We start from the raw sequence: 22,294 nt of genomic DNA, 5'->3' as shown, positions 1-22,294 counted from the left end.
TCACCCTTCCGGATCGTCGCGATAGACGAGGCCCGCCTTCGCCAACCCCTCGCGCATCGCATACATGTCGAGGCCGAGCTCGCCCGCCGCCAGGCGCCGCCGCTTCTCTTCCTCATTCGCCTCGCGCTTGCGGGCGGCGGCAGCGACCGTCGCTGCATCCAGGCGCGGCACCACGACGACGCCGTCATCATCGGCGACGATCACGTCGCCGGGATGGATGAGCGCGCCGGCGCAGATGACGGGAATATTGACGCTGCCCGGCGTCGCCTTGACCGTGCCCTTGGCCGAGATCGCCCGCGACCAGACCGGGAAGCCCATTTCGGTGAGCACGCGGACATCGCGCACGCCGGCATCGATGACGAGACCGACGCCGCCCCGGGCCTTGAGCGAGGTCGCGAGCAGGTCGCCGAACATGCCGTCGGTGTTGTCGGTGGTGCAGGCGACGACGAGGACATCGCCCGGCTTCACCTGCTCGATCGCGACATGGATCATCCAGTTGTCGCCGGGCTGCGCCAGCACGGTGACGGCGGAGCCGGCGATGAAGGCTCCTGGATAGATCGGCCGCATATAGGGCTTCAGCAGCCCGCTGCGCCCCATCGCCTCATGGGTTGTGGAGACGCCGAGCTCGGCGAGAGCAGCGATGTCGGAGGTGGCGGCGCGCTTGTTGGTGCGAATGACGACGGGGGTCATGCCAGCGCCTCCAGCGCTTCGGGGAAGAGCCGCTGATAGGCTTCGCCATAGGTCATGGCCTTGCCGGAATTGCGCCCGCCCTGCATGCCGCGGTTCAGCGCCACGCGGGTGTAGTACTCCCAGAGGTGCTTCTGGGCGGCGAGGATCTCGAAGGCCTGGCGCTTCGCCTCCCAGACTTCGTCGATGTTGAGGATCACGTTCGGCTTGAAATTGCACTGCTCGGGCTGGTGCGGCTCGAACAGGAAGAGGGGCGGGGCGGCATAGGCCCGCTCCGGATCGGGCTTGTGGCCGGCCGCCTGGGCGATGATCCGCGCCTCCTGGGCAAAGCGCGTCGCCTCGGGATGGTCGACATTATAGGGGTCTTCGAGCGCGTGGGTCAGAACGAAGCTCGGCCCAAGCTCGTGGAAGATGTCGATCGCACGGTCGAGCATGGCTTCCGTGGTGCGCAGCGGATAATCGCCGGCATCCATGAACTCGATCTCGGCGCCGAGGATCGCGGCGGCGCGCTCGGCCTCGTCGCGGCGCTGCGCCTTGACGTCTTCCATCTTCACGCCCGCCTTCTTCCAGGCGAACTGGCTCTCGCCGCGCTCGCCATAGGAGAGGCAGAGGATTTTTACGCGGAAGCCGCGCTTGGCATGGAGCGCGATCGCACCGCCGGCCCGCCAGACGAAATCGCCGGGATGGGCGGTGATCACCAGACCTGTCTTCTGCAGGCTCGACATATCTCGAATATCCTCTCGTCTCGGGTTCATTCGGCGGCGCGGAGAGCACCACTTGCGTTGTGCTCGAGGGCGCGCCCCGGCACGAAAGCCATGCCCTCCATCAGGATGCGCGCGGTGCGCAAAAGCCCGGCCCGCTCGACCACCGGTCGCTCCGGGGTTCCGCCCATGGTCAGGTGGACGGTGAACTCACCGGTGGGGTGCTCGACCGAGATCGAGCGTTCGCGCCCCGCCGGCATGGCGACGACCGAGGCCGCAGGCGAACCCGGCAAGGCCGCGGCGGTCGCGACCGTGACGGCCGCAAAAACGCCGATCGAGGCATGGCATTCATGGGGAATGAAGCTGCGCGTCGCGATGGCGCCGCCTTCGCGCGGCGGCGCGACCAGCGCGATCTTGGGCACGACCTTCGCCGAGACATCGCCGAGATTCATCAAGGGACCGGCAGCGAGGCGAATGCGCTCGAGCCGGGCTTTGAGCTCGGTGTCCTTGTCCAGCACCTCGCGCGGCTCATAGCCGCTGCGCCCGACATCGGCCGCACGCAGCACGATGACCGGCATGCCGTTGTCGATCAGCGTGACCTCGACGCCATCGACGATGTCGACGGCGTTTCCGGTCGGAAGCAAGGCGCCGCAGACGGAGCCTTCGGTGCCGAGGAAGCTGATCTTGATCGGCGCCGAGGTGCCGGGCACGCCGTCGATGCGCGCATCGCCATCGGCATTCGCGTGGCCGTCAGCGGTCTCCAGCACCAGATCGGCGATGGTGCCGGTGTTCAGCGTCCTGACCCGCACGGTCGTGGATGCGCCCGTAGCAGTGACGAGCCCACGCGCGATGGCGAAGGGGCCGATCCCGGCGAGGATGTTGCCGCAATTGGGCGTCGTGTCGACCTTGGCGGTTTCGATCCCGACCTGCGCGAACAGAAAGTCGATGTCGCAGCCGGGCTCGGTCGAGCGCGAGACGATCGCGACCTTGCTGGTCAGCGGATGCGCGCCGCCGAGCCCGTCGATCTGGCGCTTGTCCGGCGAGCCCATCACCGCGAGCAGGAACGCATCGCGCGCGGCCGGGTCGGTGGGCAGGTCGTCGCTGAGGAAATAGGCGCCCTTCGAGGTGCCGCCGCGGATCAGCATGCAGGGGGTCGGGCGTTGCATCGCTTCAACCTCCGGCCGTGATGTGGGCTTTGGTGATGACGTCGCGCCACAGCACGAGCTCGGACGCGATCAGCTTGCCGAAGCCGTCGGGCGTTTCCGGCCGGGCGATCGCACCGTCGCGGATGAGCGCGGCGGAGAATTCCGGTTCGCCGAGCAGGACGTTGATCTCGCGGTTGAGCCGGGCGACGATCTCCATCGGCGTGCGCCGCGGCGCGACGACGCCATACCACTGGACCGCCTCGAAACCGGGCAGGCCGCTCTCCGCGATGGTGGGCAGGTTCGGGGCGAAGGGGACGCGGTCGCGATTGGCGACGGCCAGAACCTTCAACTGGCCGCCTTCCGCGAGGGGCAGCACCGCCGGCCCGCCCGTCAGCGTGAAATCGACCGAGCCGGCGACGAGATCGTTCACGGAGGGAGCGGTGCCGCGATAGGGCACATGCACCGCCTCGATCCCCGCGCGGAAGCAGAGATAGGCGCCGGCGATATGAGCGGCGCTGCCCTGGCCGCCGGAGCTGTAGTTCAGCTTGCCGGGATTGGCCTTCGCATAGGCAACGAACTCCTGGAAGCTGTTCACCGGGAGCTTGGGATTGATCGCCAGCACATTGGGCAGCATCGCGACCAGCGCGACCGGCTGGAAATCCTTGACCGGGTCGTAGGGCACGTTGGGATAGAGCGAGGGCGAGAAGGCCAGCGTGCCGATATGGCCCATCATCAGCGTGTATCCGTCGGCTTCCGCCTTCGCGACCTGGCCGGCGGCGTTCATGCCGCCCGCGCCCGGACGGTTCTCGATCACGAAGCCCTTGCCCGGGATCGTGCGCTCGAGCTTGTTGGCGATCAGGCGCGCCAGCACATCCGTGCTGCCGCCGGGCGTGAACGGCACGACGAGCCTGATGATCTGCGATGGCCAGGGCGATTGCGCCATCAGCTGCCCTGAGTTGCAGAAGCCGCCAAGGCCGAGCCCGGCCAGAACGCTGCGTCGGTTGATCATGATCCTGTCCCTCCGTGCCGGCGCCGACCGCTCAGGCCTTGACCTTCGCGGGGTCCTTGACGTTGGGCACCGTCGCGAACTCGACATTGAAGAGCTCGCCATTCACCCGCTCGACGCGCCGGATGTAGATGTTCTGGATCGGCTCGCGGGTTTCGGGGTCGATGCTCAGGGGGCCGCGCGGGCTCTGCCAGGAGAGGCCCTTCATCGCCTCGACGAGGGCTTCGCCACTGGTCGCGCCGCCGGTCTTCTTCAGGGCCTCGTAGATCAGGTGCATGCCGTCATAGGCGTGGACGGCGATGTGGTTGGGCCGCGTGCCGGCGTCCGCCCGGAAAGCCTTGCAGAAGGCTTCGTTCTCAGGCCCGGGATGGGCGGCGGAGTAGTGGTGCGAGGTCACCATGCCGAGTACGGAATCGTCCATCTGCGTGATGATGTCGTCCTCGGTGACGCTGCCTTCGCCGAGGACGCGGATACCGGCCTTGTCGAGGCCGCGCTCGACGAACTGCTTCATCAGCGCAGCACCCAGCCCGGTCGGAACGAAGACGAAGAGCGCATCGGGCTTGGCGTCGGCGGCGCGCTGCAGGAAGGGCGCGAAGTCGCGGTTGGCGAGCGGCGCGCGGATGGTTTGGGCGATGTCGCCGCCGAGCGCCTTGAAGCGGTTGTTGAAGCCGGCTTCCGCATCGATGCCGGGCGCATAGTCGGCGACGAGGCTCACCACCTTGCGCACGCCATTGGCATAGGCCCATTCGGCCAGCGGAACCGTGGTCTGGGCCTGGGTGAAGGCGGTGCGGATGATGAAGGGCGAGCGCTCGGTGACCACGGAGGTCGCCGACATCATCACGATCTGGGGCACCTTTGCCTGCGTCGCGAGCGGCGCGACGGCCAGCGCCAGCGGCGTCAGGCCAAAGCCCGCCAGCACATGGACGCCGTCATTGGCGACCATCTCCTGGGCAATGCGGCGAGTCACATCGGCGACGCCGGTGTCGTCGCGCAGGATGAGCTGGATGCGCTTGCCGGCGACCGTCTCGCCCTTCTGCCGCATATAGAGCCGCGTGCCGGCATCGAGCATGCGCCCCGTCGAGGTGAAGGGCCCGGTCATCGGCGCGATGAGCCCGATCTTGATCGTGTCGGCCTGCGCGAAAGCGCGCGGCGCGGCGGCGGCAACCATCGAAAGGCTCGCTCCTGCGAGCAGCGAACGGCGATTGAGCGACATGGTGCGTTTCCCTCTTGTTTTGTTTTTGAGTTGGTTGGTGGAGCCTCCGGCTAGCTGCGACGGGCACCCCGCTGCTGGCTGTCGGCGACGGCGCGGGCGAGTTCGGGATCCAACCCGAGCGCGGCGAGCATCTCGGCGGCTTCACGCATTTCCGCTGCCCGACGGACGCCATGGGTCGCGACGCGCTCGCGCATGTCGGCAGACAGCGCGTGAAAATCGATCGAGGGGAATGTCGCGTGGAGGCTCGCGAAGACCGCGTCCTTCACATCCCAGGCTTCGCTGGCTGCCGTGCAATCGACCATCAGCGCTTCCAGGCCCTTGATCATGATGCTGCGGCACAGCTTCATCGCCGAGGCGCGGCCATGGACCTCCGAGACGGGCGTCAGGTTCATGCCCAGGTTGTTGAGCGAGGCCGAAATCGGCTCGGCAAGCGGGCCGCCGGCCAGGATCGGCACCTTGATGCCGGGCTTGAGCACGGGCGCCATGACGGCGCCCTCGACATAATCCGCTCCGCCGGCCTCGACGGCCTTCGCCGCGCGCTGCTTGGTCGATGGTGCGGCCGAGTTGACGTCGACGACGACCTGGCCGGGCTTCAGCCACAGCGCGGCCTGGGTCGCGACCGCTTCCGCCTTGTCGGCGGTCACGGCCGAGAACAGGATGTCGGCGCCGGCGCAGGCCTCTTCAAGCGAGGCCGCCGTCGCGACGCCAATAGTGCTCGCCGCCGTCTCGAGCTTGTGTCCCGCTCCTGATCCGAACAGCACGTCATAGGCGCGAATGCGCACGCGGCCGCTGGCGAGCAGGCCGTGCGAGAAGGTCTGCCCGACCTCGCCAAATCCGATGAATGCGATCGTTGCCGGTGTGGCTTCAGCCATCCGTCGACCCCTTGCTTGTGCGTTTCCATGTCCCGCGACAAGCCTGGGGCCAGGCTATTCTTACTTCAAATGATCACTTTGCAGCGATTGATGATTTTCATGCAGCAATGATGGCGGTCACCGCGCCGAGACGCTGCGTTTGAGGGCCTCGCTGATCAGCTTCAGGAGATAGCGGGCGGGCGGCTTCAACGGCAGGTTCTTGCGGGTGATGATGCCGAGCGTGCGCGTGACCGTGGGCGAGCGCAGCGGAATCGCGACGAGCTCGCCGGCATCGACGATGTCGAGTGCGAGCTGCGGCACGATCGCATAGCCGATGGCCGAGCGAACCAGGCTGACGGCGGTGATGACGCGCTGCACCTCATAGCGCCAGGTGAGCGTCTCGCGGCGCGATCCGAGCGCATCGTCGATCAGGATGCGGTTGCCGGTCTCGGCGCTGATCCGCACCAGCGGCAGCCCCTGCAATTGCGCCCAGGTCAGGGATTCGGACTGGGCGAGGGGCATGCTGCTATGGCAGACGAGCAGGAAGGGCTCCTTGACCACCGGCTTGAGCTCGAGGTCCCAGCGATTGGCCGCGACGATGGTCACGCCGAACTCCGCCTCGCCCGACTGCACCTTGCTGGCGATCTCGGAGGCCGAATTGTCATGGACCCTGACCCGGAAGCCGTCATAGCGCTTCTCGAATTCGGCGATCACGCCTGGCATGCAATGCATCGCCACCGTTGGCAGGCACCCCATGACGACCTGCTCGCCGCTGTCCTTCGCATCGGCCCGGACTTCGTCGATCGCGGAGCCGAGCTCCTCGAAGATCTTCCGCGCCCGCGGCAGCAAAGCGAGGCCGGCGGGGGTGAGCGAGACCTGCCGGGTCGTGCGCAGCAGGAGCGGCGTCGCAAGCGATTCCTCGAGCTTGCGGATGCGATGGCTGAGCGCGGTCTGCGACAGGTTGAGATGCGAGGCTGCCGCCCGGAAGCTGCCGCGTTCGGCAATGCTGACGAAAGCCTGCAGGCCCAGGACGTCCATCCTCATCGCAGCCAACTCCAATGTGATCGAGCCGCAATCTAGGCTCAGGGTTCTCCCGGAGCCAGACGCTGACCATCGAGAACAGGAGAGCGGGTTACTTGAGCCTAGCCGTGGCCGCCAGGCGGGCTCGAAGCGCGACGCGGCATGATTGCGAAGCAGATGACGCCGAAGAGGGCGCAGAGGAGGAAGCCGATATCGAAACGATGCGTGAGCATCAGCAGAACCGCGAAGACGGATGGGCCCACGACATAGCCCAGAAAGATGATCAAGGTCGCACCGGCGGAGGCTTCCCTGACGAGATGAGGCGGGCAGGCCCGGGCGACCTCCGACAACTGGACGCCGTTCCAGCTCGACACGGTGACGCCCGCCACCACTGCGAGCGTGCAGAACAGCCCGTAGGACCATTCCGGCCCGGCGAAGGCCATGGCGAGCGAGGTCAGGCCGGAGGCCAGCCCCATCAATCCGAGAAGCTGCCGCGGCGAACCGAGCCGGTCCGCCAGCCAGCCGAGCAGCATGCGGCCGACGACGCTGCTCGCCTGCATGATCGCGAAGGCGATGCCGGCTGCGCGGAGATCATGCCCCATGGCGGAGACCGAGAACGTCATCAGATAGGCAAACCAGATGCCCTGGCCGAGCGCGAGACAGGCCCCGGCCATGGCGAGCCTGACGATGGAGGCCGAGCTGGTCAGCGCCGCAAGCGGCGCCCGGATATTGGCCGGTGACAGGAAGGCCCGCAGCGTCACCGCCTGGTCGCGCGTCCTGGCGGCGTCCAGCCTTTCGCGCATGGGCTGCACGGCGAGAAGCACGAGCATGACCAGAACAGCCGATACCAGCAGCGAGGCGCGCCAGCCGAAGGCTTCCACGACCGGCGGCAGGATCAGGCCGGCGACGATGCCGCCCGCCGGCACGCCGGCCTGCTTGATCGAGAAGATCATCGCGCGGTGGCGCGCGGGCGCTGTCCGGTGCAGCACATCATTGCCCGCCGGCGAGGACGGGCCGTAGCCGAGCCCGATCAGCAGGGAGGCCGCGGCGGCCGCCGGCCAGAACGGCGGCAGGAGCAGCAGCAATCCGATGACGCCGAGGCAGAGCCCGCATTGCAGCGCGCGTACCGAGCCCAGCCGGCGCAGCATCGGAGCGCCGAGCGTCAGGAAGATGATCGAGCCGAGCGTGCCCAGGCTCGCCAGATAGCCGATGATCGCATCCGACCAGCCCCTTTCCGCCGTGAAGGCCGGCGCGAGCGTCGGCGGGATGCGTGTCAGGAACGCGGTTGCCGCCTGGACGGCGGTCATGGTCACGAGCGCCGAGATCCATTGCGGCGGAGCATCGGAACTGTCGGCCGCCGGCCGTGCCTCGTCTGAAGACATCGCTTGGGTCAGCCCGTCAGGTCAGGGGAGATAGGAATGGCTTGCGTGATCGATGACATCACGAGGCCTATTCGCGCCAGCGCAGGCAGGCAACGCCATGGCCGTTTTCAAAGCTTTGGCTATCGGCAAGACGCGGACAGCGTTGCCTGAACGGAAGCCGCTGCCTCGCGTTGCAGAGGCGTCCATTCCGGAGACCGCGGACACGAGATCGCGGTTCCGGAACAGACATCTGGCGAGACGGTCCGCTCAGCCCTTGCTGACGTCCCAGAACAGCGGAAACGGCGCCTGCGCCACGCCCGAGAGCGCATTGCGCCAGGCGGAATGGCCGAGGAAGAAGCCGGTCGGCACGAAGGTGACATCGTCCATGCCGGCGCGATTGACGGCGTCGATCGCCTTCTTCTCGGCGGCGAGGTCGGGCGCATCGTACCAGGTGGCGATGTTCTGCTCGACCTCGTCATTGCTTGGCCAGCCGAACCAGGCCTTGTCGCCGCTGGCGCTGACGCCCTTGTAAGGGGCGGGGTTGATGCAATCGACGCCGGAATGCCAGCTGAAGAAGATGTTCCAGCCGCCCTCGGTGACCGCTTTCTTGCTGGTGCGGCGGGAGCCGACCGTGCCCCAGTCCAGCGACTGGTAGTCGACATTGACGCCGATGCGGCCGAGCATGTCGGCGGTGACGTCGCCCTGGGCCTTGGTGATCGGCACATCAGCGGCGACCAGCATCACCACCTTCTCGCCGTTGTAGCCGCCCTGCTTCAGGAGCTCCTTCGCCTTGTCGTATTGGCGCGGGCCCTTCAGGCGCTCGGCGCCGGCCTCGCTGTAGAGCGGCGTGCCGGGCGTAAAGAAGCTCGGCATCTCCTTCCACAGCGCGGTGTCCTCGCCGACGATGGCCTGCATGTAGTCGGCCTGGCTGACGGCCCATTGCAGCGCCTGGCGGCAGAGTTTGTTGTTGAAGGGCGGCAGCAGGTGGTTGATGCGCATGGCGCCGACATTGCCCAGCGGATCGGCGATGCCGACCTTGATGGCGCGGTTCTTGGCGAGCAGCGGAACGAGATCGGCGATGGGGTTTTCCCACCAGTCGATCTCGCCGTTCTGGAGCGCGCTCGCGGCCGTGCCGGGGTCTGGCATGGTCATCCATTCCACGCGGTCGACCTTCATGACCTTGCCGCCGGCGAGCCAGTCGCTCTTCTCCGGCCGGGGTTGATAGCCGGCAAAGCGCTGGAAGATGGCGCGGGAGCCTGAGACCCATTCGTCGCGCTTGAAGGCCATCGGGCCGGAGCCGATATATTCCTTGATCTGGGTAAAGGGGTCGGTCCTGGCGATCCGCTCCGGCATGATCACCAGGAGCGGCGTGTTGCTCTTGCCGAGTGCGTAAAGCAGCTTCGGGAACGGCGCTTTCAGGCGGAAGCGGAAGCTGCGGTCATCGACCGCCTCCAGCGCATCCAGGCGTGACTGGATCATCTGTCCCATGCCGTCGCGCGGCATCCAGCGGTTGATGCTGGCGATGACGTCCCTGGTCAGCACCGGCTCGCCATCGTGGAACTTCAGCCCGGCACGCAGCTTCAGCGTCCAAACCTTGCCGTCGGCCGAGACCTCATGGCCCTCGCACATCTGCGGCTTCGGGGTGAGGTCGGCGCCGATGCCGTAGAGCATGTCGAAAACCAGCAGGCTCGCATTGCGAACCACGAGCTGCGTGCCGGCGACGGCGTCGAGATTGGGCAGGTCGGCCTGGGGCACGAAGCGAAGCACCTTGGCGTCCTGCGCGCGGACGATGCTGGGAGCCGTGAGGCGGCTGCCGGCCAGGGCGGCTCCTGCGCCCAGAAGGAAGTGACGGCGTTTCATGCTGATCTGTGCTCCTGATTCCTGCGGCATGTGCCCAAAGCGGCTGAACTGTTGGCTGTGAGGCCAGTCTCGTCAGCGTGAGCGCTGCTGCGTCACGATGCGAAAGCAAATCCGCGGCCATGTCATGCGCCGCAGCCGATTGCGGCCGCCGGAGAATCTGCCTCTACTGCCGGCCCTGTTCGCCCATGGCCGGTCGAATGCGTCGCCGGCCCGAAGCGCAGGGTTTTGGCAGGCGGAGCGGCGATATGAGCGGTTTGGTGATCCGGGGCGGCCGGGTGGTGGATCCTGAAAGCGGGATCGATGCGGTGGCCGAGATAGCGGTGCTCGACGGCAAGATCGCCGCTGTTGGAACCGGGCTCGGCGAGGCCGAGCGGGTCATCGACGCGACGGGGCTGGTCGTGGCGCCCGGCTTCATCGACCTGCACGCGCATGGCCAGTCCATCCCCGCCGACCGCATGCAGGCCTTCGACGGCGTCACCACGACGCTCGATCTGGAAGCCGGCGTGATGCCGGTTGCCTCCTGGTATCGGCGCCAGGCCGAGCAGGGTCGGATCCTGAACTATGGCGCCTCCACCAACTGGGCCTTCGCCCGGATCGGCGCCATGGTCGGCATCAACGAGGAATCGTCCCTGGAGGCGTTCGGCCGCGCCATGCGCGACCCGCGCTGGATGGACAACATCGCCAGCGACGGCGAGCAGGCCGGGATCATCGCGCGCATCGCGCAGGGCCTGGACGAGGGTGGCATCGGCATCGGCATTCTGAATGCCTATGCGCCGGGCGCCGGCGTGCAGGAATTGACGGCGGTCTGCCAGCTCGCGGCGGCGCAGGGCGTGCCGACATTCACCCACATCGCCTATATGTCGCGCATCGATCCCAAAAGCGCGGTCGAGGCCTATATCCGCCTGATCGGCTATGCCGGCGCGACCGGCGCGCATATGCATATCTGCCATTTCAACAGCTCCAGCAAAACCGATGTGGACCGCTGCGCCGAGCTGGTGATGAAGGCGCAGGCACAGGGCCTGCCGATCACGGTCGAGGCCTATCCCTATGGCACCGGCTCCACCGTGCTGGCGGCCGCCTTCTTCAGCGATCCCGAATTCGAGACGCGCAACGGTACCGGCTATGATTCCGTGCAGCGCGTGGCCGATGGGCGCCGCTTCCGCGACCGGCAGGAACTCCTGGCGGCGCAAGCCGAGGAGCCCTCCACGCTGGTGCTCTGGCACATCCTCGACACCGAGAACAACGAACAGCACCGCCGCATGCTCGATCTCTCCGTGCTCTATCCCGGCGGCGCGATCGCCTCCGACGCCATGCCCTGGAGCTTGCCGGATGCCTCGATCTATACCGGCGATGCCTGGCCCCTGCCCGAGGACGCGACCTCGCATCCGCGCTCGGCTGGAACCTTCACGCGCTTCCTGCGCCACTGGGTGCGGGAGCGCCAGGCGGTTTCGCTGCTGGACGGCATCGCCAAATGCACGCTGATCCCGGCGCAGATCCTGGCGGCGAGCACGCCCGCCATGCGCGACAAGGGGCGGCTACGGCGCGGCGCCGATGCCGATATCGTCGTCTTCGATTTCGAGACGCTGACCGACCGGGCCGAATTCACGGCGATGAACCGCCCGGCCGAGGGCGTGAAGCATCTCCTGGTCAATGGGCATGCCGTGATCGGCAACGGTGTCATGGAGGTGGCGGCGCGCCCCGGCCAGCCCGTGCGCCGGCCCGTCGCCTCCGTCGCCTGAGCCGGCATGTCCGTCCCGATCCTGCTCGTGGCCGGCTTTCTGGGGGCCGGCAAGACGACGGTGGTGAACCACATCCTGGCCCACGCCGGGGGCGGCGCATCGCCGCCGTGGTCAATGATTTCGGTGCCATCAATATCGACGCCGAACTCATCACCGGGGCCAGCGACGGGGTCGTCAGCCTGGCCAATGGCTGCATCTGCTGCTCGCTGGAGGGCGACCTGCTGCGCACGCTGGCGACGATCCTGCGGCGCAAGCCCAGGCCGGACGCCATCCTGATCGAGACGAGCGGCGTCGCCGACCCCGAGGACATCGTCCGCAATCTCCTGGATCCCGTGACCTTCCAGGAGGCGCCGCTCGAGACGGTGCTGTGCGTGGTGGATGCGACGATGTCTCCCGCAGGGCTGGACGATCCCCTGCTGCGCGCGCAGCTTCGCGCCGCCACCATGGTGGCGCTGAGCAAGGTCGATCTCGTCGACGAGGCGCAGCGGCAGCGGGTACGTGACGCCGTCGCGGCGATCCGCCTGGGCGTGCTCCAGATCGAGGCCCCGCACGGCCAGGTGCCGCTGGAGCTGGTTTTCCCTGACAGCCCGGACCGGCCACCCATACCGCGCGCTTCCGGCGGCCGCCGTCCGAGCTTCGAGCGGTTCGAGAGCCTGAGCTGGACCTCCGACCGGCCGGTCTCGCTGCCGCTCCTGCAGCAGGCGATCGCTCGGCTTGCCCCGAAGCTCGCCCGCGCCAAGGGGCTGTTCGAGACGGTGGAGCAACCGGGCCAGCAGTTTGTGTTTCAACTCGCTGGCGGCCGGGCGACCCTGGTCCCGGCTGGTGCGCCGGCATCGGGGCCGCCGCGCGCGAGGATCGTGTTCATTGCCGAGCTGGCGGCCCTGTCCGCTGCCGAAATCTCCGAGGTCATGGACAGGTGCGTTGCTGCACGGGCGGAATGAGACGAGCCAATCAGGCCACGGCCGATGGAACGCGCGGCCTGGGCGCTGACGAGGCGGGATGAGTGACTTGATCCCACCCTCCAGCAAGCTGCGAAGTCGCCCCGATTGAGGTCGCTGCAGAGATTTGGATGGCTCGGCGGATGGTCAGGTACGGGATCGCTCCGGGTTCGCCGGAAGGCTATTTGGGCGGCTATCCTGCTCTTACAGGATTACCCTTGCAGGCCACGAGGCAGAGCAGCTGGAACAGGACCTGCGCCGCTACCTGCGCCGTATTCGTGGTCGGGTCATATTGCGGAGCGACCTCGACGACGTCGCCGCCGATGATGTCGATGCCTGCGACGCCACGCAGGATCTCCAGCACTTCGCGCGGCAACAGGCCCCCGACCTCGGGCGTGCCGGTACCCGGCGCGAAGCCCGGGTCGAGGCTGTCGACGTCGAAGGAGACATAGACAGGTCCGGAGCCGACGACGGCCTTCGCCTTCTCGATCACGGCCGCAAGCCCCAGCGCGCCGACCTCCTCGGCGTGGATCACGGTCATTCCGGAATCGAACGAGAACTCCCAGAGATATTCGCCGCCGCCGCGAATCCCGATCTGGATCGTCCTGGTCGGGTCGAGCACCCCGGCCAGGACCGCCTCCCGGAACGGGCCGCCATGATGGAATTTCGAACCTTCATAGGGGCCGGCCGTGTCGCAATGCGCGTCGATATGGATCATGCCGACCGGGCGTTTGGCGCCCAGCCCCTTCAGGATCGAGCCGGTGATCGAGTGGTCGCCGCCGACCGAGAGCGGTATCGTCGTCGTCCTGGCGATCATGCGGTAGCAGGCCTCGATATCGGCATGGCAATCGGCCAGGCTGTAGCGGCTGCTCAGCGCGACATCGCCGACATCGGCGACACGCAGCCTGCCCAGTGGCGCGACGCGCAGGACGTGCTCGTAAGGTCCGATCCGCTCGACGGCGCGCACGGCCCGCGGCCCCAGTCGCGCACCGGCGCGGTTGGTGACGCCCAGATCCATCGGCACGCCGATCAGGGCGACATCGAGCCCGGCGAGCGTGTCCAGCGAAAGTCCATCCGGCACGAAAGGCGCGTCGAGGAAGGTCGCCGGGTCGGCGAACGGCCATTTGCGCCGGTCCGAGCCCTGAAAGATCGTGTCGGCGACCGCCTTGAAATGCGGATCATGCATCTCGCCGCCTCCAGCGGAAGCGTAGCGCTGGCGCAGACGGTCGAGGGCGGCATCATTGAAGGGCATGGCAACCTGCAAGCAAATGGTGCGGAGCGCTGCAGGCTGGCACCGGGCGGTGGCGCTCGGTAGGGCGAAAAAGCACGCTGCCCTATAAACGAAACTGAATAGGGCTCCGATTCCGGCCGCGGCGAAGCCAAAACACGGGACGATCGGACCGGTTGGCAGCAGTTTTGCAGCGATGCCTGCGTCAAGTCGCCTCTAGATCCGTTTCCGTTTCCATTGGATCGTTCAACAGCTCCAGCTCTTTGTTTCAACGCGTTTTCGCGCGAACCGGTGTCCCCTTCGCTCGAAAACGCTCTAGCGCTATAACGAGAGCTGAATGCTCGAGCTCGACCCCTATCTGCTGCGCGCCTTCCTGACCGTCGCCGAGGTCGGAACGGTCAATGGCGCTGCTTTGTCGCTCAATCGCACCCAGGCCGCCGTCAGCATGCAGATCCGCAAGCTTGAGGATCTGCTCGGTGGCGAGCTGTTCGAGCGCTCGTCCAAAGGGCTGGAGCTCACGACCAATGGCGTGCTGCTCGTGCCCTATGCCCGCGAAATCCTGCGGCTCAACAGCGAGATCGGCAAGCGCCTCAACGGCAAGACGATCGAAGGCCGGGTCCGCCTCGGCGTCGTCGAGGATTTCGCCGCGACCCGATTGATCGATATCCTGAAGGCCTTCCGCGACCAGAATCCGAAGGTCGATATCGACATCATCGTCGAGCCCAACAAGCGCCTGGCCGCGATGCTCGAGAACGACAAGCTCGACATTGCCGTCTGCGACACGACCCGGCTCAACCGGAAGCCGACCCTGGTCTGGTCCGAGCGGCTGCTCTGGGTGGTGCGCGCGGACATGGTGGTTTCGACGCAAGTCCCGCTGCCGATCATCATGTTCGAGGAATCCTGCCCCTGGCGCACGCCGGCGCTGAAGGCGCTGGCGGGGCACGACATGCAGTGGAACATCGTCTGCGAGGCCTCGACGCTGGTCGCCATGGCGACCGCGGTGCGCGTCGGCATCGGCATCGGTCCGATGATCGCGGCGACTATCCCTGAGGATTGCCGGATCCTCGACCATGTCGCCGGGCTGCCCGAGCCGGTCGAGATCAGCATCGGGCTCTATTCGCGGACCGGCGCACCGACCGAGGCGAGTTTTCTCGTGGACTTCATTTCCCGACAGAGCGACCTGAGCCGGCCATGAGCCGGCCATGAGCCGGCAGCGGCATTCACGCCCGCTTATAGCCGGGCAAGCATTTTCACCCTACCGCGGCGCCCTCCTAGCGGGTGCAATCACGGCTCTGGACGGCTCGGGAGCCTGGTCGCCGCTGGCGACAGGCACAGCCTGTGGCCCCTCGACCTGTGGCGCGAAGGACCTGACACCATGACGATGACACGCCGGAACCTTCTCTCCCTGATCGGCGCGACCGGCACGGTCGGGCTCGCCGGTCCGTTCCTGGGCAGAGCTCGGGCAGCGACTGGCCTCACGGCCGCCGAATGGGGCGGTGATGTCGTCGAGGCGATGAAGCAGATCGCCGCCAAGCAGGATGCGGCTCAGTTCAACTGGGTGCTGCATCAGGGCGGCGCCGGCGCCATCCTGCCCAAGATCAAGGCGGGCTGGCCCAAGGTCGATTACGACTACATCGCCGGCTGGGAAGGCTCCTTCAACAGCATGATCGCGGAGGATTGGGTCGAGACCATTACGGCAGCCGATGTCCCCAATCTCGCCGACATCCCCGAGAAGATCATGATGCGGGATGCCAAGGGCAATGTGAAAGCGGTGCCGCGCGCCGTCGGCGGCATGTATTTCGGCTATCGGACCGACACCGCCCCCTTCGCCATCGGCAAGGTCGACGATCTCTTCGACAAGCGCCTCAAGGGCGCGATCTGCTGGCCCGGCCCGACCCAGAGCATGATGCTGCAGATCGTCGCGCTCGCTTTGCAGGGTGGCGGCAATGAATCCAATATGGAGCCAGGCTGGAAGCTGATGAAAGACTTGGCGAAATCCGGCAATATCGGCCGCATCGCCGTGACCGATGTCGATTTCACCAACTCTTTCACCTCCGGCGAGACCTCGGTCGGCTTCTTCGCCGAGCCGAGTTGGGCCGCCGTCGCCAAGAACTTCAAGATCACCCGCCTGACCAAGCAGGCCGGCATGGCGACCTTCCTCTATCAGAGCGGCTTCGCCGTCATGAAGAACCGGCCAAACCGCAAGGCGACCTGCGATTTCATCAACTTCGCCATCAGCCCCGAGATGAGCGCGCTCTATGCGAAGGTCGCCGGCGAGGCGCCCCTGAACGGCAAGGCCACGACACCGCCGGAACTGGCCCATCTCACCTTCACGCCGAAGGAGTTCGAGAGCTTCGTGCACGTGCCGGACTACAAGGTGGTGCTGGGTCAGCAGGACGCCTGGGCCAAGCGCTGGGAAGCCGACATCGCACCGCTGCTATGAGCGCCGTGACCGCCATCCCACTGCGGAAGCCGGCGAGCGCGGTGCCGGCACTGGGGCGCACGACGCTGCCGTTGCTCGCGCCGGGCCTGCTGCTCCTCTTCGTCATCTTCGCCCTGCCATTGCTCGGGCTCGCGCTGGAAAGCCTCAAGCAATATGTGCCGGGCCGGGTCGGCTCGGCCGCTGATGCGCCGCTGACGCTGGAGAATTATCGCGAGCTCGCGACGCCCTCCTTCGCCGGCGTGCTGTATGAGACCTTCAAGCTGAGCGTGGCGGCGGCGCTGACCGGGCTGCTGGCGGCCTTTCCGCTGGCCTATTGCATCGTGCGGCGGTTCTCGCCGCGCCAGCGTGCCGCCTGCATCGGCCTGCTGGTGATGCTGGTGCTGCTCAGCATGCTGGTGCGCACCTATGCGCTGGAACTCGCCTTCGGTTCGGTCGGAATCGCTCGCCCGCTGCTCCTGGTGCTGGGAATCTCGCCGACGAGCCGCTGGTATATCGAGACGCTGGTGGGTGCGGGCCTGCTGCATGCGATCGTGCCGATCTGCACCCTGACCCTGCTGGGAACGATCCAGAACATCGATCCCCGGCTGTGCGACGCCGCGCAATCGCTCGGCGCTCCCGCCTGGAAGGCGCATCTCGGCATCACCGTGCCGCTCGCTTTGCCGGGACTGGTTTCGGCCTTTCTGATCGCCATGACCTTCGCGATCAGCGCCTTCGTCATTCCGATGGTGCTCGGCAAGGGACGGGTGCTGTTCCTGTCGAACACGATCTACACGCGCTTCAGCGACGTCGCGAACTATCCCAGCGGAGCCGCCGTCTCGATTGCGATGCTGGTCATCTCGCTGCTCGCGCTGTCGCTGGTTTCGCTGGTGCAGCCACGCAAGGGCGCAGGCTCATGAACGGCACCGCAAAACGTCGCAGCGACCAGTTCCTCAGTGGCGCGATGATCGCGATGCTGGCGCTGGTGCTCGCCTTCCTTGTGACGCCGCTCCTGGTCACTTGCCTGCTCGCCTTCGATGCGCGCGGCTTTCTCGGGCCGCTGCCGCCGCCGGCCCTGTCCCTGCGCTGGTTCGAGAAGCTGGTCTCGCTGGACTATGTCGCGACCGGCCTGGCGACCAGCCTGAAGATCGCCGTCCTGACGACCGTGATCGATGTGCTGGTCGGAACAGCTGCCGCGGTCGCGCTTGATCGCGGCAGTTTCCGCGGTCGCGGCCTGCTGATGGCCGCCTTCCTCTCGCCGCTCATCGTGCCGGCCGTGGTGATCGGCTTTGCGCTCCTGCTGTTCCTGTCGCGGATCGGCATCGCCGATGGCTTCATCCGGCTGCTCTGCGGCCATGTCGTGATCACCTTGCCCTATGTCGTGCGCACCGTGCTCGCCAGCCTCACGGGCCGTGACCGGCGCCTGACCGAGGCGGCCCTGGTGCTGGGCGCGACCGAAAGCCAGGCCTTCTGGAACATCACCCTGCCGCTGATCCGCAGCGGCATGGTCACGGGCGCCGTCTTCGCCTTCGCCGTGTCGCTGGATGACGTCGCGGTCAGCATGTTCCTGACCGACCCCTCGACCTACACCTTGCCGGTCGCGCTCGTCAGCAACATGCGCGCCTCCTTCGATCTCACCATTGCCGCCGCCGCCGTGCTGCTGATGGCGGTCAGCGCCCTTCTCATCCTGGTTCTCGAGCGCTTCGTCGGTTTCGACCGTCTGTTGGGCCAGGGGCTGTTTCGTTCATAGGGGTCAAGACGTTGAACAACGCGGTCGAGTTTCACGGAATCAGCCGCCGCTTCGGCGGGGTCACAGCCGTCGATGACGTCTCCTTCTCGATCGCCGCCGGCGAGACCGTCGCGCTGCTGGGCCCCAGCGGCTGCGGTAAGACAACCATTTTGCGTGTGATCGCCGGCTTTGAGCGACCCGATGCCGGCACGGTCAGCATCGGCGGCCGCGACGTCACCGCACTCAAGCCCTATGAACGCAATGTCGGGCTGTTGTTCCAGCATTACGCCCTGTTCCCGCATATGACCGTGGCGGAGAACATCGCCTATGGGCTGCGGCATCGCGGCGCCGACAAGCGCGAGATTCCCGATCGCGTCGAGGCGATGCTGGCGCTGGTGCGGTTGCAGGGCTTCGGTGCCCGCCGCCCGCATCAGCTCAGCGGCGGTCAGCAGCAGCGCGTCGCGCTGGCCCGCGCTTTGGCGACACGCCCCAGCCTGATCTTGTTGGACGAGCCGCTGTCGGCGCTCGACGCCAAGCTGCGTCAGGACCTGCGCGCCGAGCTCAAGCAGGTTCTGGCCGCGGTGAATTCGACCGCGATGGTGGTCACGCACGACCAGGAAGAGGCCATGAGCCTCGGAGAACGCGTCTTCCTGATGCAATCGGGCCGTATCGTCCAGGTCGGCACGCCGTCGGATGTCTATGGTCGCCCGGACACGCGTTTCGCCGCGGATTTCATGGGGCGCACCAACTGGATCGAAGCCCAGGTTACGCGCCGTGAAATGGGCTTCGCCCGGGCGACCAGCCGGTCGGGCCTGTCCCTGATGGTGCCCGACTGCGCGTCGGACGCGATCGATATCTGCGTCCGGCCCGAGAACATCGTGCTCTCCGCCGCCGATGCGGCCGATCCCGATGGCATGGCCAACAGCGCCAAGGGCCGGATCCTCAACGTCGCCCTGCTCGGCGCCACACGCCAGATCCTGGTCGAGATGCCTGGCGGCGAGCAGCTGCTCGTCATGCAGGCCAATCGCGTCGGCGACGGCCTCGATCCCGGCAAGGCGGTGCGGATCGGCTTTCCCGTCGCTGCCTGCATCACCATGCCGGCCAGCAACCGCGCCGCACTCAACGCCTCGATCTAACGTTCCCAGGGAAGGATGAACCACGTGACCACCTACACCAAGATCAAGACATCGCTGCTGGCGCTGAGCCTGCTGACCGGCTTCAGCCTCGCGACCGCGCCTGCCCGTGCCGACGCGCTCGACGACATCACCAAATCCGGCACCCTCAAGGTCGGCGTCTTCTCCGACTTCCCGCCCTTCTCGTCGGCCAGCGCCGATATGAGCCTGAAGGGCTACGACATCGACATCGCCGAGATCATCGCCAGCACGCTGAAGGTGAAGCTTAATCTCGTCAGCGTCACCGGCCAGAACCGCATCCCCTTCCTGACCGAACGCCGCGTCGACATCCTGCTCAGCGTCGGCCACAGCGCCGAGCGCGAAAAGGTGCTCGATTTCACCGCCGCCTACGCACCCTATTACATCGCCGTCATCGGTCCGCAGGCCGTGAAGGTCGAAGGCAAGGCGGATCTCGCCGGCAAGTCGATCGCGGTGAGCCGCGGCACGCTGGAGGACACGTCGCTGACGGAGGCCGCACCGCCTTCCGCCGACATCAAGCGCTTCGACAGCTATAATTCGGTCATCCAGGCCTTCATCTCCGGCCAGGCCCAATTGATGGTCGTCGGCAACGATGTCGGCGCCCAGGTGCTGTCGCGCCAGACCGCGCTGAAGCCCGAGCAGAAATTCCAGCTGATGACCTCGCCGGACCATATCGCGCTGAACAAGAACGAACCGCGCCTCAAGCAGGCTCTCGACGAGATCGTCGCGAAGCTGCTCGCCGACGGCACGCTCAACAAGGTCTCGGTCAAGTGGCTCGGCAAGCCGCTCGATCCCAAGGATCTCTGAGGCTTGGCCTATAATCTCAACTTCGACTGGTTGAGCCAGGCCGCCGAACCCATCGCGCGCGGCGCGGTGGCGACGGTGGGTTTGATCGCCGTCACGGCGGTGCTCGGCACGGCCTGCAGCATTCTGGGAGCGGCGGCCGTGCGCAGCCGCTCTCCCTTGCTGCGCCGCGCGGTCGGCAGCTATGTCGAGCTGATCAGGAACACGCCGTTCCTGCTCCAGCTCTTCTTCATCTTCTTCGGCCTGCCCAGCCTCGGTTTGCGGCTCGATCCGGCCATCGCCGCGACCCTGGCGATGACGATCAACCTCTCGGCCTATGGCACCGAGATCGTCGCGGCCGGTCTCGATGCCGTCCCCAACGGGCAGAAGGAAGCTGGCCGCGCGCTGGGCCTGCGCTCCGCGCAGGTCTTCATCAAGATCGTCCTGCCGCAGGCGCTGAAGGTGATCTTCCCGGCCCTGCAAAGCCAGATCATCATTATGATGCTGGAATCGGCTGCGGTCTCGCAGATCTCCGTGCGCGAACTGACCTATGAGGCCGACATGCTGCAGGCACGCAGTTTCCGTGCCTTCGAGACCTATTTCATCATCACAATGGTCTATCTGGCGCTGAGCTTTTGCCTGCGCCGGCTGCTCGGCTTCACCGGACGGAAATATTTGATCGGGGCGGCGCCCTGATGGACTTCACCTTCTGGGATATCCTGCGCAATCTGCTGCTCGCGACACGCTGGACGATCCTGCTCTCGATCGTGGCCTTCATCGGCGGCGGTATCGTGGGTATGGCGATCCTGCTGGCCCGCGTCTCGGCTCGCCACTGGCTGCGCCGCTTCGCCGAGCTCTATATCGGCCTGTTCCAGGGCACGCCCCTGCTGATGCAGCTATTCCTGGTCTTCTTCGGCCTGCCGCTGATCGGCTTCCGCATCGAACCCTGGTCCGCAGCCGCCCTCGCCTTGACGCTTTGCGCCAGCGCCTATCTGGCGGAGATCTGGCGCGGCGGGGTCGAGGCCCTGCCGAAGGGCCAATGGGATGCCGCCAAGAGCCTCGGCCTGCATTATCCCAACCAGATGCGGCTCGTCATCCTGCCGCAGGCCTTTGCGATCACACGGGCCCCGGTGGTCGGCTACCTTGTTCAGCTGGTCAAAAGCACGGCGTTGACCTCGATCATCGGTTTCGACGAATTGATGCGGACCTCCAACGCCATCGCGAATGCGACCTTCGAGCCGCTCACGGTCTATGGCCTGGTGGGGCTGATCTACTTCGTCATCTGCCGGCCCCTGACGCTTTACGCCCGCCACCTGCAGCTTGTTGGCCAAGCCAGATAAGCTTGTAACGGACGGCCTCGCCAGGCTCTTCCGACCGGAATGCCTGACGAGAGCGATGTCCGATCCGATTGAATCGTTCGATTGCCCGAGCCCTTTGTCCTGACGCGTTGTCTTCACGCGAGCCGGTATCCACGTCGTTCGAAAACGCCCTGTCGTGCCTTTCATGCCGTCATTCGCCAATCAAGTCGCGATCCCCGACGAACTGCCGGGATACACGGGGATCGCGGTGGCCAACGCGATGATCCTGCATGTCGGGCGCTTTGCCCCATGCGAGATCGACGGACGCGGCGACGCGCTTCACTATCTGCCTGGCGGACGCGTCTGAGCGCGCCCATGAGGACGGAGATCCATGCGCATCCTTCTGCTGAATCCCAATACCACCGAAGCGATTACCCAGCGCCTCCTGGTCGCGGCCAAGGCGGTGGCGACGCCGGGGACCGAGATCGTGCCGCTGACGGCGCCGCGTGGCGTGCCCTATATCGCCAGCCGTGCCGAGGCTCAGATTGGCGGAGCCATCGCGCTCGACATGCTGGCCGAGCATCACCACGCGGTTGACGCCGCAATCATCGCCGCGTTTGGCGACCCCGGGCTGATGGGCGCGCGCGAGCTCTTCGATATCCCTGTCGTGGGCATGGCCGAGGCAGCCATGCTGACCGCCTGCATGCTCGGCAAGCGCTTTTCCATCGTCACCTTCGCGCGGGCGCTCGGGCCCTGGTACGAGGAATGCGTCGCCATGCATGGGCTCGGCGGCCGCTGCGCCGGGATCCGCATGCTCGACGAAACCTTCGCCGATATCGGCGACGTGCAGGAGGAGAAGGAGGAGGTCATCGTGGCACTGGCCAACCGGGCCGTGGCCGAGGATGGGGCCGATTGCGTGATCCTCGCAGGGGCGCCGCTGGCCGGGCTGGCGGCCAAGGTGGCCCACCGCATCCCGGTGCCCGTCATCGACCAGATCGGCGCGGCATTGAAGCAGGCCGAGGCTCTGGTCGCCCTGCGGCCGCGCAAGGCGAGCGCCGGAACCTTCCGCAGGCCGCCGGCGAAACCGACGCTGGGGCTCTCGGAGGCATTGGCGGCGCGCATCGAGCATCGTTGATGGGAGTTGTCCCGGACGCTGCGGCGTGGG

Annotated in this window: 21 protein-coding genes and 1 pseudogene; 12 read left to right on the top strand and 10 right to left on the bottom strand. The window is 66.6% G+C overall.

Annotation, left to right across the window (positions count from 1 at the left end):
• The 9 genes from RMR04_RS28925 to RMR04_RS28885 all read right to left on the bottom strand — a co-directional run bounded on the left by RMR04_RS28925 (nt 1) and on the right by RMR04_RS28885 (nt 9,844).
• Complete coding sequence (locus tag RMR04_RS28925; RefSeq protein ID WP_311911957.1) at nt 1-690, bottom strand: 4-carboxy-4-hydroxy-2-oxoadipate aldolase/oxaloacetate decarboxylase; 690 nt, start codon at nt 688-690, stop codon at nt 1-3.
• Nucleotides 687-1,412, bottom strand: coding sequence for a PIG-L deacetylase family protein (locus RMR04_RS28920; protein ID WP_311911956.1), 726 nt, complete (start codon nt 1,410-1,412; stop codon nt 687-689). Before RMR04_RS28920 ends, RMR04_RS28925 begins: the two co-directional genes overlap by 4 nt.
• A gap of 26 nt (nt 1,413-1,438) precedes the next feature.
• Nucleotides 1,439-2,554: a 4-oxalomesaconate tautomerase gene (locus RMR04_RS28915; protein WP_311911955.1), complete on the bottom strand. Its 1,116-nt coding sequence runs from the start codon at nt 2,552-2,554 to the stop codon at nt 1,439-1,441.
• A 4-nt stretch (nt 2,555-2,558) separates the two neighbouring features.
• Entirely contained in the window at nt 2,559-3,542 is a 984-nt protein-coding gene (locus RMR04_RS28910) for a Bug family tripartite tricarboxylate transporter substrate binding protein (protein ID WP_311911954.1), read from the bottom strand.
• Between the two features lie 31 nt (nt 3,543-3,573).
• Nucleotides 3,574-4,752: an ABC transporter substrate-binding protein gene (locus tag RMR04_RS28905; protein ID WP_311911953.1), complete on the bottom strand. Its 1,179-nt coding sequence runs from the start codon at nt 4,750-4,752 to the stop codon at nt 3,574-3,576.
• 50 nt (nt 4,753-4,802) lie between these two features.
• On the bottom strand, nt 4,803-5,624 hold the full coding sequence (locus RMR04_RS28900) for an NAD(P)-dependent oxidoreductase (protein ID WP_311911952.1): 822 nt from the start codon (nt 5,622-5,624) through the stop codon (nt 4,803-4,805).
• A gap of 117 nt (nt 5,625-5,741) precedes the next feature.
• Nucleotides 5,742-6,647 carry a LysR family transcriptional regulator gene (locus RMR04_RS28895; RefSeq protein ID WP_311911951.1) on the bottom strand — a complete coding sequence of 302 codons (906 nt, stop codon included), beginning with the start codon at nt 6,645-6,647 and terminating at the stop codon, nt 5,742-5,744.
• 98 nt (nt 6,648-6,745) lie between these two features.
• On the bottom strand, nt 6,746-8,005 hold the full coding sequence (locus RMR04_RS28890) for an MFS transporter (RefSeq protein ID WP_311911950.1): 1,260 nt from the start codon (nt 8,003-8,005) through the stop codon (nt 6,746-6,748).
• Nucleotides 8,006-8,251: 246 nt separating this feature from the next.
• Complete coding sequence (locus RMR04_RS28885) at nt 8,252-9,844, bottom strand: ABC transporter substrate-binding protein (protein WP_311911949.1); 1,593 nt, start codon at nt 9,842-9,844, stop codon at nt 8,252-8,254.
• A 245-nt stretch (nt 9,845-10,089) separates the two neighbouring features.
• On the opposite strand from RMR04_RS28885, the gene RMR04_RS28880 reads away from it, so the two are divergent.
• Nucleotides 10,090-11,583 (top strand): amidohydrolase family protein, encoded by a 1,494-nt coding sequence (locus RMR04_RS28880; RefSeq protein ID WP_311911948.1) that lies wholly within the window; start codon nt 10,090-10,092, stop codon nt 11,581-11,583.
• Nucleotides 11,519-12,524 (top strand): annotated as a pseudogene (locus RMR04_RS28875) (CobW family GTP-binding protein). The gene RMR04_RS28880 and the pseudogene RMR04_RS28875 overlap by 65 nt, the downstream one beginning before the upstream one ends.
• A 190-nt stretch (nt 12,525-12,714) precedes the next feature.
• Here the strand turns inward: RMR04_RS28875 and RMR04_RS28870 are convergent.
• Nucleotides 12,715-13,773 carry an agmatinase gene (locus RMR04_RS28870; protein WP_311911947.1) on the bottom strand — a complete coding sequence of 353 codons (1,059 nt, stop codon included), beginning with the start codon at nt 13,771-13,773 and terminating at the stop codon, nt 12,715-12,717.
• 313 nt (nt 13,774-14,086) lie between these two features.
• Here RMR04_RS28870 and RMR04_RS28865 point away from each other — a divergent pair, with 313 nt between their 5' ends.
• The 10 genes from RMR04_RS28865 to RMR04_RS28820 all read left to right on the top strand — a co-directional run bounded on the left by RMR04_RS28865 (nt 14,087) and on the right by RMR04_RS28820 (nt 22,264).
• A complete protein-coding gene (locus RMR04_RS28865) occupies nt 14,087-14,944 on the top strand; it encodes a LysR substrate-binding domain-containing protein (protein WP_311911946.1) in 858 nt (285 codons plus the stop codon).
• 180 nt (nt 14,945-15,124) lie between these two features.
• Nucleotides 15,125-16,192: an ABC transporter substrate-binding protein gene (locus RMR04_RS28860; protein ID WP_311911945.1), complete on the top strand. Its 1,068-nt coding sequence runs from the start codon at nt 15,125-15,127 to the stop codon at nt 16,190-16,192.
• 5 nt (nt 16,193-16,197) lie between these two features.
• Entirely contained in the window at nt 16,198-17,088 is an 891-nt protein-coding gene (locus tag RMR04_RS28855; protein WP_311911944.1) for an ABC transporter permease, read from the top strand.
• The gene (locus RMR04_RS28850; protein WP_311911943.1) at nt 17,085-17,918 is read left to right on the top strand and encodes an ABC transporter permease; all 834 of its coding nucleotides are present in this window, start codon (nt 17,085-17,087) and stop codon (nt 17,916-17,918) included. Before RMR04_RS28855 ends, RMR04_RS28850 begins: the two co-directional genes overlap by 4 nt.
• 11 nt (nt 17,919-17,929) lie before the next feature.
• A complete protein-coding gene (locus tag RMR04_RS28845; RefSeq protein ID WP_311911942.1) occupies nt 17,930-19,033 on the top strand; it encodes an ABC transporter ATP-binding protein in 1,104 nt (367 codons plus the stop codon).
• 24 nt (nt 19,034-19,057) lie between these two features.
• The gene (locus RMR04_RS28840) at nt 19,058-19,855 is read left to right on the top strand and encodes a transporter substrate-binding domain-containing protein (RefSeq protein ID WP_311911941.1); all 798 of its coding nucleotides are present in this window, start codon (nt 19,058-19,060) and stop codon (nt 19,853-19,855) included.
• Between the two features lie 3 nt (nt 19,856-19,858).
• Complete coding sequence (locus RMR04_RS28835) at nt 19,859-20,527, top strand: amino acid ABC transporter permease (protein WP_311911940.1); 669 nt, start codon at nt 19,859-19,861, stop codon at nt 20,525-20,527.
• On the top strand, nt 20,524-21,171 hold the full coding sequence (locus RMR04_RS28830; protein ID WP_311915976.1) for an amino acid ABC transporter permease: 648 nt from the start codon (nt 20,524-20,526) through the stop codon (nt 21,169-21,171). Before RMR04_RS28835 ends, RMR04_RS28830 begins: the two co-directional genes overlap by 4 nt.
• A gap of 163 nt (nt 21,172-21,334) precedes the next feature.
• Complete coding sequence (locus RMR04_RS28825) at nt 21,335-21,496, top strand: hypothetical protein (RefSeq protein ID WP_311911939.1); 162 nt, start codon at nt 21,335-21,337, stop codon at nt 21,494-21,496.
• A 24-nt stretch (nt 21,497-21,520) separates the two neighbouring features.
• Nucleotides 21,521-22,264, top strand: a complete 744-nt coding sequence (locus RMR04_RS28820; protein WP_311911938.1) for an aspartate/glutamate racemase family protein — start codon at nt 21,521-21,523, stop codon at nt 22,262-22,264.
• The last annotated feature ends 30 nt before the right edge of the window (nt 22,265-22,294 follow it).

This window comes from Bosea sp. 685, from assembly GCF_031884435.1.
In the GTDB taxonomy this organism is placed as follows: domain Bacteria; phylum Pseudomonadota; class Alphaproteobacteria; order Rhizobiales; family Beijerinckiaceae; genus Allobosea.
Note: the sequence above shows the minus strand (reverse complement) of the source record. Positions and strands in the feature narration are given on the sequence as shown.

Excerpts from the sequence above, each read along its gene's own strand:
- RMR04_RS28925 (WP_311911957.1), bottom strand. The coding sequence starts at position 690 with ATGACCCCCGTCGTCATTCGCACCAACAAGCGCGCCGCCACCTCCGAC.
- RMR04_RS28920 (WP_311911956.1), bottom strand. The coding sequence starts at position 1,412 with ATGTCGAGCCTGCAGAAGACAGGTCTGGTGATCACCGCCCATCCCGGC.
- RMR04_RS28915 (WP_311911955.1), bottom strand. The coding sequence starts at position 2,554 with ATGCAACGCCCGACCCCCTGCATGCTGATCCGCGGCGGCACCTCGAAG.
- RMR04_RS28910 (WP_311911954.1), bottom strand. The coding sequence starts at position 3,542 with ATGATCAACCGACGCAGCGTTCTGGCCGGGCTCGGCCTTGGCGGCTTC.
- RMR04_RS28905 (WP_311911953.1), bottom strand. The coding sequence starts at position 4,752 with ATGTCGCTCAATCGCCGTTCGCTGCTCGCAGGAGCGAGCCTTTCGATG.
- RMR04_RS28900 (WP_311911952.1), bottom strand. The coding sequence starts at position 5,624 with ATGGCTGAAGCCACACCGGCAACGATCGCATTCATCGGATTTGGCGAG.
- RMR04_RS28895 (WP_311911951.1), bottom strand. The coding sequence starts at position 6,647 with ATGAGGATGGACGTCCTGGGCCTGCAGGCTTTCGTCAGCATTGCCGAA.
- RMR04_RS28890 (WP_311911950.1), bottom strand. The coding sequence starts at position 8,005 with ATGTCTTCAGACGAGGCACGGCCGGCGGCCGACAGTTCCGATGCTCCG.
- RMR04_RS28885 (WP_311911949.1), bottom strand. The coding sequence starts at position 9,844 with ATGAAACGCCGTCACTTCCTTCTGGGCGCAGGAGCCGCCCTGGCCGGC.
- RMR04_RS28880 (WP_311911948.1), top strand. The coding sequence starts at position 10,090 with ATGAGCGGTTTGGTGATCCGGGGCGGCCGGGTGGTGGATCCTGAAAGC.
- RMR04_RS28870 (WP_311911947.1), bottom strand. The coding sequence starts at position 13,773 with ATGCCCTTCAATGATGCCGCCCTCGACCGTCTGCGCCAGCGCTACGCT.
- RMR04_RS28865 (WP_311911946.1), top strand. The coding sequence starts at position 14,087 with ATGCTCGAGCTCGACCCCTATCTGCTGCGCGCCTTCCTGACCGTCGCC.
- RMR04_RS28860 (WP_311911945.1), top strand. The coding sequence starts at position 15,125 with ATGACGATGACACGCCGGAACCTTCTCTCCCTGATCGGCGCGACCGGC.
- RMR04_RS28850 (WP_311911943.1), top strand. The coding sequence starts at position 17,085 with ATGAACGGCACCGCAAAACGTCGCAGCGACCAGTTCCTCAGTGGCGCG.
- RMR04_RS28825 (WP_311911939.1), top strand. The coding sequence starts at position 21,335 with ATGCCGTCATTCGCCAATCAAGTCGCGATCCCCGACGAACTGCCGGGA.
- RMR04_RS28820 (WP_311911938.1), top strand. The coding sequence starts at position 21,521 with ATGCGCATCCTTCTGCTGAATCCCAATACCACCGAAGCGATTACCCAG.